Genomic DNA, 16,618 nt, shown 5'->3' with positions numbered 1-16,618 from the left:
CCTGAGCGCCGCATGAGGTATACATCCAGTTAGTAAGAAACAAGTAGGTCGTATGCAATTCACTCCTGACACTGCGTGGAAAATCACCGGCTTTGCGCGTGAAATCAGCCCGGCGTATCGTCAAAAACTGCTTTCGCTCGGCATGTTGCCCGGCTCTTCATTTAATGTCGTCCGCGTCGCGCCCTTAGGCGATCCGATCCATATCGAAACACGACGCGTGAGTCTGGTTTTGCGTAAAAAGGATTTGGCGTTAATAGAAGTGGAAGCGGTTTCCTGTTAATACAGTGAGTCTATAAAAATGAAAAAATTAACCATTGGTTTAATTGGTAATCCTAATTCCGGCAAGACCACCTTATTTAACCAACTCACCGGCGCGCGTCAGCGTGTGGGGAACTGGGCGGGCGTCACCGTCGAGCGTAAAGAGGGCCAGTTCGCGACAACTGACCACCAGGTCACGCTGGTAGATTTACCCGGCACCTATTCTCTGACGACCATCTCGTCACAAACCTCTCTCGACGAACAGATCGCCTGCCACTACATCCTGAGCGGCGACGCCGATCTGTTGATAAACGTTGTGGACGCCTCCAATCTGGAGCGCAACCTCTATTTGACGCTGCAACTGCTGGAGCTGGGTATCCCCTGTATTGTCGCGCTCAATATGCTGGATATCGCTGAAAAACAGCAGGTTCGTATTGATGTCGACGCTCTGTCCACGCGTCTGGGTTGCCCTGTCGTGCCGCTGGTATCGACTCGCGGTCGCGGTATCGAGGCGCTGAAACTGGCCATTGACCGTCACAACGCTAACGACAACGTCGAACTGGTGCATTATGCCCAGCCGCTGCTGCGCGAAGCGGATTTCCTGGCCGACGCGATGGCCCAGGAGATGCCTTTACAACAGCGCCGCTGGCTGGGTCTGCAAATGCTGGAGGGCGATATCTACAGCCGGGCTTACGCAGGCGAGGCGGCGCAAAACCTGGACACCTCCCTGGCCCGTCTGAAGGACGAAATGGACGACCCGGCGCTGCATATCGCCGACGCCCGTTATCAGTGTATCGCCGCTATTTGCGACGTGGTCAGCAATACCCTGACAGCCGAACCCAGCCGCTTCACCAGGGCGGTCGATAAAATTATCCTGAACCGCTTCCTCGGCTTACCGATTTTTTTGTTCGTGATGTACCTGATGTTCCTGCTCGCCATTAACATCGGCGGCGCGTTGCAACCCCTGTTTGATGCCGGTTCCGTCGCCATCTTTATTCATGGCATTCAATGGATTGGCTACACGCTGCACTTCCCGGATTGGTTAACCATCTTCCTGGCGCAAGGTCTTGGCGGCGGGATCAATACCGTCCTGCCGCTGGTGCCGCAAATCGGGATGATGTACCTGTTCCTCTCCTTCCTTGAAGACTCCGGTTATATGGCGCGCGCGGCCTTCGTCATGGATCGCCTGATGCAGGCGCTGGGACTACCGGGTAAATCCTTCGTGCCGCTGATTGTCGGCTTCGGCTGTAACGTGCCTTCCGTGATGGGCGCCCGCACGCTTGACGCTCCGCGCGAACGCCTGATGACCATCATGATGGCGCCGTTTATGTCCTGTGGCGCGCGCCTGGCGATTTTCGCCGTCTTTGCCGCCGCCTTCTTCGGGCAAAACGGCGCGCTGGCGGTCTTCTCGCTGTACGTGCTGGGTATTGTCATGGCGGTATTAACCGGCCTGATGCTGAAGCATACCATTATGCGCGGCGAAGCCTCTCCGTTTGTGATGGAGCTGCCGGTTTACCACGTACCGCATATCAAGAGCCTGATCATCCAGACCTGGCAACGCCTGAAAGGTTTTGTACTACGCGCCGGTAAAGTCATTATCATCGTGAGTATTTTCCTGAGCGCGTTTAACAGTTTCTCGCTGAGCGGCAAAATCGTCGATAACATTAATGACTCCGCCCTCGCCTCTGTAAGCCGGGTCATCACGCCAGTCTTTAAACCGATCGGCGTCCATGAGGATAACTGGCAAGCGACCGTGGGTCTGTTTACGGGCGCCATGGCGAAAGAAGTTGTCGTCGGTACGCTGAACACGCTCTACACCGCCGAAAATATTCAGGACGAAGCGTTTAATCCTGCCGACTTCCACCTCGGCGATGAACTGCTGGGCGCGGTTGACGATACCTGGCAAAGCCTGAAAGACACCTTTAGCCTGAGCGTACTGGCTAACCCGATCGAAGCGAGTAAAGGCGACGGCGAAATGGCGACCGGCGCGATGGGCGTGATGGATCAAAAATTCGGCAGCGCCGCGGCGGCGTACAGTTACCTGATTTTCGTCCTGCTTTACGTACCGTGTATCTCGGTAATGGGCGCTATCGCCCGCGAGTCCAGCCGCGGCTGGATGGGCTTCTCCATCCTGTGGGGGCTGAATATCGCCTATTCGCTCGCCACGCTGTTCTACCAGGTTACCAGCTTCAGTCAACACCCGACATACAGCCTGATCTGTATTCTGGCAGTGATCGTCTTTAACGTTGTGGTGTTAAGCCTGTTGCGCCGCGCCCGCAGCCGTGTAGACATTGAACTGCTGGCAACCCGCAAAAACGTCAGTTCCTGTTGTTCGGGCACTGCGGGCAATTGTCACTAAGGGATGTAAAAAATGGCTTCATTGATACAGGTTCGCGATCTACTGGCGCTACGGGGGCGTATGGAGGCAACGCAAATCAGCCATACGCTGCACGCTCCGCAGCCCATGATCGACGCCATGCTGAATCAACTGGAGATCATGGGTAAAGCGGTACGTATCCCGGAAGAACCGGACGGCTGCCTTTCAGGCAGCTGTAAAAGTTGTCCGGAAGGTAAAGCCTGCCTGCGCGAATGGTGGGCCTTGCGTTAGCCTTCGCCGGGTAGCGACGTAACGCGTCTTATCCGACCTTTATCCCGCGTTATGTTGCCCGGTACGCGTCACGCTGCCGGGCAATTTTGCGTCATGCCTTCCACAAAGATGAAAGCGTTACCGCCGTGCGCATTTATCTCCCCATGCGTCTCGCAAGCGCACTAATCCTCTACTGCAATCAGCCCGATCTGCGCGTAGTGTCACGCCATTGAACTTCACCGATGACGGATCGATATGGCGACCTCAACAACATCCACGCCGCATGACGCGGTATTCAAACAGTTTTTATGCCACCCCGATACTGCACGGGATTTTTTGGAAATTCATCTCCCGACGACATTACGTCAAATCTGTAATCTGAATACGTTACGGCTGGAGTCCGGTAGCTTTATTGAAGAGGATTTACGCCCCCATTATTCCGATATTCTTTGGTCGCTGGAAACAAGTGAAGGTGAAGGTTACATTTACGTGGTTATTGAACATCAGAGTACGCCGGACGCGCATATGGCATTTCGGCTGATGCGTTACGCGATGGCTGCAATGCAACGGCACCTGGAGGCCGGGCATAAGACGTTGCCGTTAGTGGTGCCAATGCTGTTTTACCACGGAAACCGAAGCCCGTATCCGTTCTCATTATGCTGGCTGGATGAATTTGCCGACCCGGTGATGGCGCGTAAGCTATACGCCACCGCCTTTCCTCTGGTCGATATTACGGTCGTGCCGGACGACGAGATTATGCGGCACCGACGCGTCGCGCTGCTGGAACTCATACAAAAACACATCCGCCAGCGTGATCTAATGGGGCTTGTCGAACAGCTGGTCGCCCTGCTGGTTAAGGGATACGCTAATGACACCCAGCTTCAAAGTCTGTTTAATTACATGATGCACACTGGCGACGCCGCGCGCTTCAATACGTTTATCCGCCAGGTGGCTATGCGTATCCCACAGCATAAGGAGAAGATCATGACTATCGCAGAAAGATTACGTCAGGAAGGGCATCGTAACGGGTTACAGAAAGGGCTACAGCAAGGCAAACAGGAAGGCCAACGGCTCGCCGCATTGCGCATTGCCCGCTCCATGCTAAACGATGGTTTCGATCGCGATACCGTGCTTAGGGTTACCGGGCTGGCGCCTGCCGATCTGGCGTCTGAAAGTCATTAATCTGGCAGAATGGCCTGTGCCCGGCAACGCCCTGGTTACAGCGATGATTTTAGCGTCATCAGCGCCTGACAAAACGCCGCCGGATGCGAGATAAACGGCGCATGGGCCGCCTTCGCCATTATCTGTGATGTACTGTGCGGCCATAACGTATCGAGCAAAGGCACGATTTTACGCGGCACCAGACCGTCCAGATAACCATACAAACGCAAAAAGGGCATGTTCACATTTTTAAGCGCTTCTCGTAGATCGACCGTTTTTAAGATTTCCAGTCCGCCATTGAGCACGTCTACATCCGGCATAGGCTGCGCCAGCACCACGCTTTTTAAGGTGCGGGCATCCTGACGCGCCGTCTCCGTCCCTAACGTTTGCAGCGCCAGAAAACGCTCCACCGTGCGCTGAAAATCGTCGCTAAGCTGCTGCTGGAATCCACCGAGGATTTCCGGTTTTATTCCCGGCCACCCCTCACGCGCGCTAAAGCATGGCGAAGAGGCGACTGTCACCAGCGCCTGAACGCGTTCAGGGTGTGTGAGCGCCATCTGACTCGCCACCAGGCCGCCCAGGCTCCAGCCAAGCCAGATAGCCTGGTCCGGCGCGTTTTTCGCTACCTGCGCCGTCATCTCTTCAAACGTCATAGCGCCAAACCCCGAACTACGGCCATAGCCCGGCAAATCGACCAGATGCAGCGTAAAATGCGAGCCGAGTTCCTCGCGAATGCAATGCCATACCTCCGCGTTCAATCCCCATCCGTGCAGCAGCACAAGATGACAATTTCCCTCGCCGTAGGTCTGCCACCAGATGTCATTCATCAGTTACTGTTCTCTTTTGTCTAACAAGGATGCACCTATGCTAACAGTACCGGGATTATGCTGGCTATGCCGAATGCCGCTGGCGTTAAGCCACTGGGGGATTTGTTCCGTATGCGCGCGCGCCGTTCGTCAGCGCGTCAGCCTGTGTCCGCAATGCGGATTACCTGCCGCGCATCCTTCGCTCCCCTGCGGTCGCTGCCTGCAAAAACCACCGCCCTGGCAGCGTCTGGTGAGCGTCAGTGACTATACGCCGCCCTTGAGTTTACTGGTGCATCAGCTTAAATTTACCCGCCGCAGCGAAATTGCCGCCGCTCTGGCGCGTCTACTGTTGCAGGAAGTCCTCATGGCGCGCCGCAGCACTGGCTTGCAGCTTCCCGACAGAATCGTCAGCGTTCCGCTCTGGTCGCGCCGACACTGGCGGCGGGGATTTAACCAAAGCGATCTGTTATGTCAACCGTTAGCGCGCTGGCTTGGCTGCGCGTGGGACAGCCAAACCATCACGCGGGTACGGGCGACCGCAACACAACATCATCTCAGCGCCAGGTTACGTAAGCGCAATTTGAAAAACGCGTTTCGCCTTGAATTGCCGGTACAGGGTCTCCATATGGTTATTGTGGATGATGTCGTCACTACCGGAAGTACCGTCGCGGAAATCGCGCAACTGCTTTTGCGCAACGGCGCAGCGACTGTCCAGGTATGGTGCCTGTGTCGAACCTTGTAGAGCCTCGATGATGGGCGTATTATAACCAACTAAAATAGTCAACTATTAGGCCATTACTATGATCCGTATTTCCGATGCTGCACAAGCGCACTTTGCCAAACTGCTGGCAAATCAGGAAGAAGGGACGCAAATCCGCGTATTTGTCATTAATCCCGGCACTCCTAACGCAGAGTGCGGCGTTTCTTATTGTCCGCCCGACGCCGTAGAAGCCACCGATACTGCACTGAAATTTGACCTGTTGACCGCTTATGTCGACGAGCTGAGCGCGCCCTATCTGGAAGACGCGGAAATTGATTTCGTGACCGACCAGCTAGGTTCTCAACTTACATTGAAAGCGCCAAACGCGAAGATGCGCAAAGTGGCCGATGACGCGCCGCTGATGGAGCGCGTGGAATATGCTCTGCAATCGCAGATTAACCCGCAGTTGGCGGGCCACGGCGGTCGCGTCTCGCTGATGGAAATTACCGATGAAGGCTATGCAATTCTGCAGTTTGGCGGCGGTTGTAACGGTTGCTCGATGGTTGACGTCACGCTGAAAGAAGGGATCGAGAAACAGTTGCTGAATGAATTCCCGGAACTGAAAGGGGTTCGCGATCTGACCGAACACCAGCGCGGCGAGCACTCCTACTACTAAGATTTTCCCCGCATTCATGCCCGATGGCGCTTGCGCCTGTCGGGCCTTGTCTGCCCCACCGTAGGCCGAATAAGGCGTCTACGCCGCCATTCTGCGCCATCAGCCACATCTCAGAACAATGGTTCTTCTTTCGCCGATAACATGACCTGTGTCTCATAATTTAAATTTTGCCTGCCAGGGTCATTTTCAACACCCATATGTTACCCGTATCATTCTTATGGGCACCTAACATCCATATAACATCTGACTACGCTCATTCGTTTCAACGGTAATCAGTATTGGTGCTATTGCGACTCTGTTCCCGTCGGGAACAACAGGAATTTGTCGTCGAAACAATGACGTTACCCATAACAAAGTAAAGGCCAGGTAAATCATGCCATTAGTCATCGTTGCTATCGGTGTTATCTTGTTACTTCTTCTGATGATCCGCTTCAAAATGAACGGATTTATCGCCCTTGTCCTGGTAGCGCTCGCTGTCGGGTTGATGCAGGGAATGCCGCTGGATAAAGTCATCGGCTCCATCAAAGCCGGTGTCGGCGGTACGCTTGGCAGTCTGGCCCTGATTATGGGGTTCGGCGCCATGCTGGGCAAAATGCTTGCCGACTGCGGCGGCGCTCAACGTATCGCCACTACCCTGATCGCGAAATTTGGTAAAAAGCATATTCAGTGGGCCGTAGTGTTAACCGGCTTTACCGTCGGCTTCGCTCTGTTCTATGAAGTGGGCTTTGTTCTGATGCTGCCGCTGGTATTCACCATTGCCGCAGCGGCGAATATCCCGTTACTGTACGTCGGCGTGCCGATGGCCGCGGCGCTCTCCGTCACACACGGCTTCCTACCGCCGCACCCGGGCCCAACCGCGATTGCCACGATTTTCCATGCTGATATGGGTAAAACGTTGCTGTTTGGTACGATTCTGGCGATCCCGACCGTGATCCTTGCCGGCCCGGTTTACGCCCGTTTTCTGAAAGGCATCGATAAGCCGATCCCGGAAGGCCTGTACAGCGCGAAAACTTTTACGGAAGAAGAGATGCCGGGCTTTGGCGTCAGCGTCTGGACGTCGCTGGTTCCGGTGATTCTGATGGCGATGCGTGCGGTTGCCGAGATGATTCTGCCAAAAGGCCACGCTTTCCTGCCCGTTGCCGAGTTCCTGGGCGACCCGGTCATGGCTACGTTGATTGCCGTACTGATTGCGATGTTCACCTTTGGCCTGAACCGCGGACGTTCCATGGATCAGATTAACGATACGCTAGTCTCTTCCATCAAAATTATCGCCATGATGCTGCTGATCATCGGCGGCGGCGGCGCGTTCAAGCAGGTGCTGGTCGATAGCGGCGTGGATAAATACATCGCTTCAATGATGCATGAAACCAATGTCTCTCCGCTGTTGATGGCGTGGTCTATCGCGGCGGTGTTGCGTATCGCGCTGGGCTCCGCGACTGTCGCGGCGATTACCGCAGGCGGCATTGCGGCGCCGCTGATCGCCACTACCGGCGTTAGCCCTGAACTGATGGTTATCGCGGTCGGTTCCGGGAGCGTGATTTTCTCTCACGTCAACGACCCGGGCTTCTGGCTGTTCAAAGAGTATTTCAATTTGACTATCGGCGAGACCATTAAATCCTGGTCGATGCTGGAAACGATCATCTCCGTCTGCGGCCTGATCGGCTGTCTGCTACTGGGTATGGTGGTTTAAGCGAGGCGGCTTGTAGGCCGGATAAGGCAGCAATGTGCGCCAGGATTGCCTGATGGCGCTGCGCTTATCAGGCCTACGTGCTCTCACCATCATAAAGCCGGGGAAATCCCCGGCTTTATTACTTCTTCTTCGCGGCCGCTTTTCGGCGCTTATCCAAATCCTTAATCAGCTTGTTTACGCCCTCATCGGCAAACATCTGCTCCAGCGTGGCGGTGAGCTTCCGCCGCCAGTTTTTATACTGATCGCTGGTGCCCGGTACGTTAACCGGATCGGCCATATCCAGCCAGTCCTCCGGCTGAAGCCCCAACAGACCGCTGTTACTGTCGGCGATATAGCGCTGAAGTCCGCGATTTAGCGTTGGCGTCATCGACATTAACGATGCCTTATGCCCGGCGCGTTTTGGCAGACAGCCATATTTATGCAGCGCGTCCAATAGCCCCTGTTTCGCCCGCTCGCGATCCTCATACAGCCCGCGCAGAATCACTTCATCCGGATAAAGCCCCAGAGCTTTACCCAACGTCAGGTCACCGCATTCCCAATAGCCGCGCAGCGTGGGGAGATCGTGCGTCGAGGCGACAGCCATCGATTGTTGCGGATATGCGCCTGGCGCGCGGAAGTTTTTCTCAAGGTCATTTTCAAACCACAGCACTTTATAAGAATAGACCCCGCTATCGCGCAGCTTGCCGACAATCTCAACTGGCACAGTCCCCAGATCTTCGCCTATCACCATACAGCGGTGACGTTGGCTCTCCAGCGCCAGAATAGCCAACAGATCGTCAACCGGATACTGAACATATGCCCCGCGATCCGCGGTTTCGCCATACGGTATCCACCACAGACGCAGCAACGACATGACATGGTCAATGCGCAACGCGCCGCAGTTTTGCATATTGGCGCGCAGCAGGTCGATAAAGGGCTCATACGCCCGGGCGACAATGATATGCGGGTCCATCGGCGGCAGCCCCCAGTTCTGACCGAGCGGGCCGAGGATATCCGGCGGCGCGCCGACAGATGCTTTCAGGCAGTACAGCTCCCGGTCGCACCAGGTTTCCGCGCCGCCTTCCGCTACGCCAACCGCCAGATCGCGGTACAGACCAATCGGTAGTTTAAAACTCTGGCAGGTATCCCAGCAGGCGGCGAATTGGCGCCAGGCCAGCCACTGAAGCCAGAGGTAAAACTCCACCTCTTCGCGGTGCGCTTCACAGAATTGTTTTACAGCGGGAGACTCTACCGACTGGTACGCCTCCGGCCAGGCTGGCCAGCCCCAGCGCTGCTCATCCTCTTTCACCTGATACGCATGCAGCGCGTCGAATGCCGCCTGCCAGTAAAGGCTCTCGCCTTCACGGGCGATAAAGTGACGAAACTCCGCCATTTGCGCATCGTCGCGAGCGGCAAAGCGCGTCCACGCCATCCGCAGCGCCGTGATTTTCAGCGCGGTAACGGTAGCGTAATCCACCCATTGCGCATCGCGCGCCTGTCGCAGCTTTTGCTGTGTGGCGGGCATTTGCCACCATGCCTGCGCCTCTTCGCTCAGGCGAAAATCTTCGACGGCATTGACGTCGATATATATCACGTTCAGCCAGCGACGAGACGAGGGGCTGTAGGGACTGGCGCTCTCCGGATTCGCCGGATAAAGCGCGTGGATCGGGTTCAGGCCGATAAACGCGCCGCCGCGTGTCGCCACGTCGACCAGCATCGACTTTAAATCGCCGAAATCGCCAATACCCCAGTTTTTTTCTGAACGCAGAGTATAAAGCTGGACGCAGGCCCCCCACAGTTTTTTCCCTTCCAGTAGCGCCTGCGGCTCATAGCATCGCGGCGGGGCGACGATAATACGGCAGTGCGTACGCTGTTCATCCTGGGTCAACGTCAGGGTGTGGTAGCCCTCCGGCAATGTAGCCGGAAGGTTAAGTTTTTTACCGCCCGTCACGCGCCCTTTGTAATGCACGCCCTCTTCCGTAGTCAGCAGCCAGGCAAACTCACCGTGCCCCTCTACCGGCAACGCCATTTTTTTACCCGCGGTATACACCTTCACATTCGGCACGACCGCCTGTGGTCCTGTTGTCGTGCCGTGCATCGCCGCCAGCAAACGTCTCTTGGTTTCAGCGCCAATAGACTGCGGTTTGCCATGAGCATTGATGTAACTGGGGCTGATCCCCGCCGCCAGCGCGGCACTATCGAGACGTTTATTTTCCATCGCGCTCCCTTAGCGTTTTGCCTGCCAGATACGGGCCTGATAATCGCGAATAGAGCGATCGGAACTGAACATACCGCAGCGCGCGGTATTGAGGATCGCGGCGCGCGTCCACGCTTCCTGGTCGCGATACAGCGCATCCACCTGCTTTTGCGCCTCAACATAAGCGGCGAAGTCCGCCATGACCAGGTACGGATCGCCCCCCTGTTTGCCGAGGCTATGCAGCATCTGGTCAAAGGCATGTTTATCGCCATCGCTGTATTGACCGCTTTCCAGCTCTTTTAGCACCGCATCCAGCACTTTGTCTTTTTTACGCCATTTCACCGGATCGTAGCCTTTGGCTTTGAGCGCCTTGACCTCTTCCACAGTATGGCCAAAGATAAAGATATTCTCTTCACCCACTTTCTCAGCGATTTCAACGTTAGCGCCGTCCAGCGTTCCCACTGTCAACGCCCCGTTCAGCGCCAGTTTCATGTTACCGGTGCCGGACGCCTCTTTCCCGGCAGTAGAAATTTGCTCGGAAATATCCGCCGCCGGAATGAGCATTTCCGCCGCCGAGACGCAGTAATCCGGCAGGAAAACCACCTTCAGCTTATCACCCACCGCCGGGTCGTTATTAATGGCTTCCGCAACCTTATTGATAGCAAAAATGATGTTCTTCGCCAGGTAATAGCCCGGCGCCGCCTTCGCGCCAAACAAGAATACGCGCGGTACGCGATCAGCCTGCGGGTTTTCGCGGATCTCTTTGTACAGCGCCAGAATATGCAACAGATTCAGATGCTGACGCTTGTACTCGTGCAGACGTTTGATCTGAATATCAAAAATCGCATGGCTCGAAATCTCAATCCCGGTACGGGCCTGGATAAATTTCACCAGCCGTTCTTTGTTCGCCCGTTTGATGTCGCGATACTGCTGACGGAACTTCGCATCGTCAGCGTATTTTTCGAGGTTGCTCAACTGGTCGAGATCGTTAGCCCACTCTTTTTTCAGCGTTTTATCCAGCAACGCCGCAAGCTGCGGATTGCACTGTTTGATCCAGCGACGCGGCGTAATGCCGTTGGTGACATTGTGGAATTTGTTCGGCCAAAGCTGGTGATATTCAGGGAACAGATCTTTCACCACCAGATCGGAGTGCAGCGCCGCCACACCGTTGACCGCAAAGCCACTGACCACGCACATATTGGCCATGCGCACCTGACGGTCATGCACCACCGCCAGTTTTGCCCATACCTGCTTATCGCCAGGCCAGGTGTTATCGACCAGCGTCTTAAAGCGGTCGTTAATCTGCTTGATAATCTGCATATGACGCGGCAGCAGCGCTTTCACCAGCTTCTCATCCCAGCACTCCAGCGCTTCCGGCATCAGGGTGTGGTTGGTGTAGGCGAAGGTTTTGCTGGTGATAGCCCAGGCGTCATCCCAGCTCAGTTGGTGCTCGTCAATCAGCACGCGCAGCAGTTCCGGAATGGCGATGGTCGGGTGAGTATCGTTCAACTGAATGACCTCGTAATCCGCCAGCTCATGCAGTTTGCGTCCGGCCAGATGATGGCGACGCAGAATATCCGCTACCGAGCAGGCGCACTGGAAGTATTGCTGCATCAGACGCAGTTTTTTGCCCGCCGTGTGGTTATCGTTGGGATAAAGCACCTTCGTCAGTTTTTCCGCATCGATACCCTGCTGTTCCGCCCGCAGGAAAGCGCCGTCGTTGAATTTGGTCAGATCAAACGGATGCGCGTGGGTCGCCTGCCACAAACGCAGCGGTTGCGCGACACCGTTACGATAGCCTAACACCGGCAGATCCCAGGCCTGGCCTGTAATCACAAAACCTGGCTCCCAGCGCCCTTCTTTGGTGACTTTACCGCCGATCCCAACCTGGACGTCCAGCGCCTCGTTGTGGCGGAACCACGGATAGCTGCCGCGATGCCAGTCATCCGGCGCTTCCATCTGCTTGCCTTCAACAAATGACTGACGGAACAGCCCATACTGGTAGTTCAGACCATAGCCCGTAGCGGACTGCCCGACGGTGGCCATCGAATCGAGGAAGCAGGCGGCCAGACGTCCCAAACCACCGTTGCCGAGCGCCGGATCGACTTCCTCTTCCAGCAGATCGGTCAGATTAATATCGTGCGCTTTCAGTACATCGCTAACGTCCTGGTACCATCCCAGATTTAACAGGTTATTTCCCGTCAGGCGACCAATCAAAAATTCCATCGAAATGTAGTTCACATGACGCTGGCCTTTTGTCGGCTGCGCTACCGGTTGCGCGCTCAGTAATTCCGCCAGCGCGCCGCTAACGGCCTGCCACCACTGACGAGGCGTCATGTCGGACGCCGACAGTAAACCGAAACGCTGCCACTGACGCGTCAGGGCGGCCTGGAATTGATCTTTATTGAAGGTTGGCTGTGACATAGGAAATCCGTCCTCGGGTAATAAAACAACGTTATCGCTAGTTTGCCAGGCTCGATGTTGACCTTCCTCCTCCCGGCAATGATTAGGGAGGGAGGAGGAGCGGGGATGAGCATAAAAGTGTGATCGCCGCCACTTACCCCTGTATAAACGCGCCGATTCCTGTCAACGACACTCAGTGTTACGCATAATCAAATGAATAAACAGAAATAACAGTAAATCGCGAAGGGGTATTTTCGAAGATTATATGAACGCCGAAATAGTTTCTTATCTGAAATATTCAGCGGCGGGAGATTCACTAACTAAACATAATTAATTAAACGCCTGGTATCGTCATTGTGTTAAATCCGCATCATGTCCAGGACATTATTTACAATAACGAAAATATGACCTCAGCCTAGCTCTGACGCTCGTTTCAACCGCGCTGAATACTTTTTTAATACCGTTATTTAGAATTGTGACAGAGTGCAAATTCAGACACATAAAAAGTCTGCTTAGCTTGCATTAAAATGCTTTCTGGCCGACCTTATATCTATTAATTACGAAGCGCAAAAAAAATCGCAGTTCCCCCCCATTTCCCACAGTGAAGTGATTGCTATGTTGATTCCGTCTAAATTAAGTCGTCCGGTTCGTCTCGACCATACCGTGGTTCGTGAGCGGCTGTTGGCTAAACTTTCCGGCGCGAACAATTTCAGGCTCGCCCTGGTAACCAGTCCTGCTGGCTATGGGAAAACCACGCTTGTCTCACAGTGGGCGGCGGGCAAAAATGAATTAGGCTGGTACTCTCTCGACGAAGGCGATAACCAGCAAGAGCGGTTCGCCAGTTACTTAATTGCCGCAATCCAACAGGCCACCGGCGGACACTGCTCTACCAGCGAAGCGATGGCGCAAAAACGTCAGTACGCCAGCCTGACGTCCCTCTTCGCACAGCTCTTTATTGAACTGGCGCAGTGGCATCGCCCGCTTTATCTGGTGATTGACGACTACCATTTGATTACCAATCCGGTGATTCACGACGCGATGCGCTTTTTCTTACGTCATCAGCCGGAAAATTTCACCCTGGTGGTGTTATCGCGTAATTTACCGCAACTGGGCATCGCTAACCTGCGCGTGCGCGATCAGCTGTTGGAAATCGGTAGCCAGCAGTTGGCTTTTAACCATCAGGAAGCAAAGCAATTTTTTGACCGTCGTCTTTCGTCGCCCATTGAAGCCGCTGAGAGCAGCCGCATGTGCGATGATGTGGCCGGTTGGGCCACTGCGCTACAGTTGATCGCCCTCTCCGCGCGCCAGAACCATACCTCTGCGCATCACTCCGCCCGCCGTCTTGCCGGGATTAATGCCAGCCACCTTTCTGATTATCTGGTGGACGAAGTACTGGATAACGTGGATGTCAGCACCCGACATTTTTTACTTAAAAGCGCGATCTTACGCTCAATGAATGACGCGTTGATCGTGCGCGTGACCGGCGAAGAAAACGGCCAGATGCGGCTGGAGGAGATTGAGCGCCAGGGGTTATTCCTGCAACGCATGGACGACACGGGCGAGTGGTTTAGCTATCACCCGTTGTTTGGTAGCTTTCTGCGCCAGCGTTGCCAGTGGGAACTGGCGGCGGAACTACCGGAGATCCACCGTGCGGCCGCGGAAAGCTGGATGGAACAAGGTTTTCCCAGCGAAGCTATACATCATGCGCTGGCGGCGGGTGACGCGCAAATGCTGCGCGATATCCTGCTTAACCATGCGTGGGGGCTGTTTAATCACAGTGAACTGGCGCTGCTGGAAGAGTCATTAAAAGCGCTGCCGTGGGAAAGCCTGCTGGAAAATCCGCGGCTGGTGTTGTTACAGGCCTGGCTGATGCAAAGCCAACACCGCTACAGCGAAGTGAATACGTTGCTGGCGCGCGCCGAGCAAGAGATCAAAGGGGTTATGGACGGCACGCTGCATGCTGAATTTAACGCGCTGCGCGCCCAGGTCGCCATCAACGACGGCAATCCGGAAGAGGCAGAGCGGCTGGCGAAACTGGCGCTGGATGAGCTTCCTCTCGCCTGGTTTTATAGCCGCATTGTCGCGACCTCCGTTCACGGCGAAGTGCTGCACTGTAAAGGCGATCTCAGCCAGTCTTTATCGCTGATGCAGCAAACCGAACAAATGGCGCGCCATCATGACGTCTGGCATTACGCGCTGTGGAGCTTAATTCAACAAAGCGAAATTCAGTTCGCCCAGGGATTCCTGCAGGCCGCATGGGAAACGCAGGAGAGAGCCTTCCAGTTGATCAAAGAGCAACATCTGGAACAACTGCCGATGCATGAGTTTCTGGTACGTATCCGCGCGCAATTGCTGTGGGCGTGGGCGCGCCTTGACGAAGCGGAGGCCTCGGCGCGCAGCGGTATCGCTGTGCTGTCCACCTTCCAGCCGCAACAACAGTTGCAGTGCCTGACGCTACTGGTGCAGTGCTCGCTGGCGCGCGGCGATCTGGATAATGCCCGTAGTCAGCTTAACCGACTGGAAAATTTATTAGGCAATGGTCGTTATCACTGCGACTGGATCTCTAACGCCGATAAGGTGCGTGTCATTTACTGGCAGTTAACCGGCGACAAAAAATCCGCCGCCAACTGGTTACGTCATACGCCCAAACCGGCGTTTGCCAATAACCATTTTCTGCAAGGGCAATGGCGGAATATCGCCCGCGCGCAGATCCTGCTGGGCGAATTCGAGCCTGCGGAAATCGTGCTGGAAGAGTTAAATGAGAATGCCCGTAGCCTGCGCTTAATGAGCGATTTAAACCGCAATCTGCTGTTACTCAATCAGCTTTACTGGCAATCCGGGCGGAAAAACGACGCCCAGCGCGTATTGCTTGATGCCTTACAGCTCGCCAACCGCACCGGATTTATCAGCCATTTTGTGATTGAAGGCGAAGCCATGGCGCAGCAATTGCGTCAGCTTATCCAGCTAAATACGCTGCCGGAGATGGAGCAGCATCGCGCGCAGCGCATCCTGCGAGAGATTAACCAACATCACCGGCATAAATTCGCCCATTTTGACGAAGGCTTCGTCGAGCGCCTGCTTAATCATCCGGATGTCCCGGAGCTTATTCGCACCAGCCCGCTCACACAGCGTGAATGGCAGGTGTTAGGGCTTATCTATTCCGGTTACAGCAACGAACAGATTGCTGGCGAACTGGCGGTGGCCGCGACCACCATTAAGACGCATATCCGCAACCTCTACCAGAAACTCGGCGTCGCGCACCGTCAGGACGCGGTACAGCACGCGCAGCAGTTGCTGAAGATGATGGGGTATGGGGTTTAACGTGTGCCTGATGAGCTTATCAGGCCTACGATCACGCGCAGAGTGTAGGCCTGATAAGACAGTCTCTTTAGCACAGCTCTAATTGAATATGGTGGTCGGCAATCACCTGCATCACGCCCGGCGGTGGTAGGGTATCGGTGTAGACCGCATCGACCATACTAATGCTGCCCATGTTTACCATCGCATTACGACCAAATTTAGAGTGATCCACCACCAGCATCACATGGCGCGAATTTTCGATAATCGCGCGCTTGGTGCGTACCTCATGGTAGTCAAATTCCAGCAATGAGCCGTCGCTATCAATACCGCTAATACCGAGGATGCCGAAATCGAGACGGAACTGGGCGATAAAGTCCTGCGTCGCTTCGCCAATAATGCCGCCGTCGCGGCTACGGAGTTCGCCGCCGGCGAGGATAATACGAAAATCCTCTTTCGCCATTAGCGTGTTCGCTACGTTCAAATTGTTGGTCACGATCCGCAAATTACTGTGCCCTAACAGGGCGTGCGCTACGGCTTCCGGCGTCGTGCCGATATCAATAAACAGCGTTGAACCATTGGGGATCTGGGCCGCGACTTTGCGAGCGATGCGCTCTTTTTCTTCCGTTTGCGTCGCCTTACGATCGTGCCACGGCGTGTTCACCGAGCTGGAGGGCAACGCCGCGCCGCCGTGGTGGCGCAAAATCATATTCTGTTCCGCCAGATCGTTAAGATCCCGACGAATGGTTTGCGGGCTGACAGAAAAATGCTCCACCAGCTCTTCCGTACTGACGTACCCCTGTTTTTTCACCAGTTCAATGATCGCGTCATGCCGTTGTGTTTGTTTCATGAATAATCTCTGAA

12 protein-coding genes are annotated in these 16,618 nt (G+C 55.0%); 8 read left to right on the top strand and 4 right to left on the bottom strand.

Features of this window, described 5'->3' with window-relative positions:
* Positions 1 to 52 precede the first annotated feature (52 nt).
* The 4 genes from feoA (at position 53) to OLG56_RS01605 (ending at position 4,027) form a co-directional block, all read left to right on the top strand.
* A complete protein-coding gene (feoA, locus tag OLG56_RS01620) occupies positions 53 to 280 on the top strand; it encodes a ferrous iron transporter A (protein ID WP_001160955.1) in 228 nt (75 codons plus the stop codon).
* An 18-nt stretch (positions 281 to 298) separates the two neighbouring features.
* Entirely contained in the window at positions 299 to 2,617 is a 2,319-nt protein-coding gene (gene feoB, locus OLG56_RS01615; protein ID WP_000736973.1) for a Fe(2+) transporter permease subunit FeoB, read from the top strand.
* Between the two features lie 12 nt (positions 2,618 to 2,629).
* Positions 2,630 to 2,866: a [Fe-S]-dependent transcriptional repressor FeoC gene (feoC, locus tag OLG56_RS01610; protein WP_000157589.1), complete on the top strand. Its 237-nt coding sequence runs from the start codon at positions 2,630 to 2,632 to the stop codon at positions 2,864 to 2,866.
* Between the two features lie 234 nt (positions 2,867 to 3,100).
* Positions 3,101 to 4,027: an Rpn family recombination-promoting nuclease/putative transposase gene (locus OLG56_RS01605; protein ID WP_001646535.1), complete on the top strand. Its 927-nt coding sequence runs from the start codon at positions 3,101 to 3,103 to the stop codon at positions 4,025 to 4,027.
* 35 nt (positions 4,028 to 4,062) lie between these two features.
* Here OLG56_RS01605 and bioH read toward each other — a convergent pair whose 3' ends face one another.
* Positions 4,063 to 4,833: a pimeloyl-ACP methyl ester esterase BioH gene (gene bioH, locus OLG56_RS01600; protein WP_000998138.1), complete on the bottom strand. Its 771-nt coding sequence runs from the start codon at positions 4,831 to 4,833 to the stop codon at positions 4,063 to 4,065.
* Positions 4,834 to 4,870: 37 nt separating this feature from the next.
* Between bioH and gntX the strand changes: the two genes are divergently transcribed.
* The 3 genes from gntX to gntT all read left to right on the top strand — a co-directional run bounded on the left by gntX (position 4,871) and on the right by gntT (position 7,878).
* A complete protein-coding gene (gene gntX, locus OLG56_RS01595) occupies positions 4,871 to 5,554 on the top strand; it encodes a DNA utilization protein GntX (RefSeq protein WP_000958733.1) in 684 nt (227 codons plus the stop codon).
* A 58-nt stretch (positions 5,555 to 5,612) separates the two neighbouring features.
* Complete coding sequence (gene nfuA, locus OLG56_RS01590; protein ID WP_000619387.1) at positions 5,613 to 6,188, top strand: Fe-S biogenesis protein NfuA; 576 nt, start codon at positions 5,613 to 5,615, stop codon at positions 6,186 to 6,188.
* Between the two features lie 373 nt (positions 6,189 to 6,561).
* Complete coding sequence (gntT, locus tag OLG56_RS01585; RefSeq protein WP_001131741.1) at positions 6,562 to 7,878, top strand: gluconate transporter; 1,317 nt, start codon at positions 6,562 to 6,564, stop codon at positions 7,876 to 7,878.
* Positions 7,879 to 7,996: 118 nt separating this feature from the next.
* Here gntT and malQ read toward each other — a convergent pair whose 3' ends face one another.
* Together malQ and malP are read right to left on the bottom strand one after the other, a co-directional pair.
* Positions 7,997 to 10,075 carry a 4-alpha-glucanotransferase gene (malQ, locus tag OLG56_RS01580; RefSeq protein WP_000428707.1) on the bottom strand — a complete coding sequence of 693 codons (2,079 nt, stop codon included), beginning with the start codon at positions 10,073 to 10,075 and terminating at the stop codon, positions 7,997 to 7,999.
* A gap of 9 nt (positions 10,076 to 10,084) precedes the next feature.
* Positions 10,085 to 12,478 carry a maltodextrin phosphorylase gene (gene malP / locus OLG56_RS01575; RefSeq protein ID WP_000082247.1) on the bottom strand — a complete coding sequence of 798 codons (2,394 nt, stop codon included), beginning with the start codon at positions 12,476 to 12,478 and terminating at the stop codon, positions 10,085 to 10,087.
* Positions 12,479 to 13,072: 594 nt separating this feature from the next.
* On the opposite strand from malP, the gene malT reads away from it, so the two are divergent.
* Complete coding sequence (malT, locus tag OLG56_RS01570) at positions 13,073 to 15,778, top strand: HTH-type transcriptional regulator MalT (RefSeq protein ID WP_000907030.1); 2,706 nt, start codon at positions 13,073 to 13,075, stop codon at positions 15,776 to 15,778.
* A 67-nt stretch (positions 15,779 to 15,845) separates the two neighbouring features.
* Here the strand turns inward: malT and OLG56_RS01565 are convergent, their stop codons facing one another.
* Complete coding sequence (locus OLG56_RS01565; RefSeq protein WP_000815084.1) at positions 15,846 to 16,604, bottom strand: DeoR/GlpR family transcriptional regulator; 759 nt, start codon at positions 16,602 to 16,604, stop codon at positions 15,846 to 15,848.
* Positions 16,605 to 16,618: the final 14 nt, after the last annotated feature.

This window comes from Salmonella sp. 2018103 (assembly GCF_026247685.1).
Classification (GTDB): Bacteria; Pseudomonadota; Gammaproteobacteria; order Enterobacterales; family Enterobacteriaceae; genus Salmonella; species Salmonella enterica.
This window is presented reverse-complemented; position numbering and strand designations above follow the sequence as displayed.

Bases quoted from the DNA above. Each gene is read 5' to 3' on its own strand.
- gntX (WP_000958733.1), top strand. From the start codon at position 4,871: ATGCTAACAGTACCGGGATTATGCTGGCTATGCCGAATGCCGCTGGCG.
- OLG56_RS01605 (WP_001646535.1), top strand. From the start codon at position 3,101: ATGGCGACCTCAACAACATCCACGCCGCATGACGCGGTATTCAAACAG.
- bioH (WP_000998138.1), bottom strand. From the start codon at position 4,833: ATGAATGACATCTGGTGGCAGACCTACGGCGAGGGAAATTGTCATCTT.
- malT (WP_000907030.1), top strand. From the start codon at position 13,073: ATGTTGATTCCGTCTAAATTAAGTCGTCCGGTTCGTCTCGACCATACC.
- malQ (WP_000428707.1), bottom strand. From the start codon at position 10,075: ATGGAAAATAAACGTCTCGATAGTGCCGCGCTGGCGGCGGGGATCAGC.
- malP (WP_000082247.1), bottom strand. From the start codon at position 12,478: ATGTCACAGCCAACCTTCAATAAAGATCAATTCCAGGCCGCCCTGACG.
- nfuA (WP_000619387.1), top strand. From the start codon at position 5,613: ATGATCCGTATTTCCGATGCTGCACAAGCGCACTTTGCCAAACTGCTG.
- feoB (WP_000736973.1), top strand. From the start codon at position 299: ATGAAAAAATTAACCATTGGTTTAATTGGTAATCCTAATTCCGGCAAG.
- feoA (WP_001160955.1), top strand. From the start codon at position 53: ATGCAATTCACTCCTGACACTGCGTGGAAAATCACCGGCTTTGCGCGT.
- OLG56_RS01565 (WP_000815084.1), bottom strand. From the start codon at position 16,604: ATGAAACAAACACAACGGCATGACGCGATCATTGAACTGGTGAAAAAA.
- gntT (WP_001131741.1), top strand. From the start codon at position 6,562: ATGCCATTAGTCATCGTTGCTATCGGTGTTATCTTGTTACTTCTTCTG.
- feoC (WP_000157589.1), top strand. From the start codon at position 2,630: ATGGCTTCATTGATACAGGTTCGCGATCTACTGGCGCTACGGGGGCGT.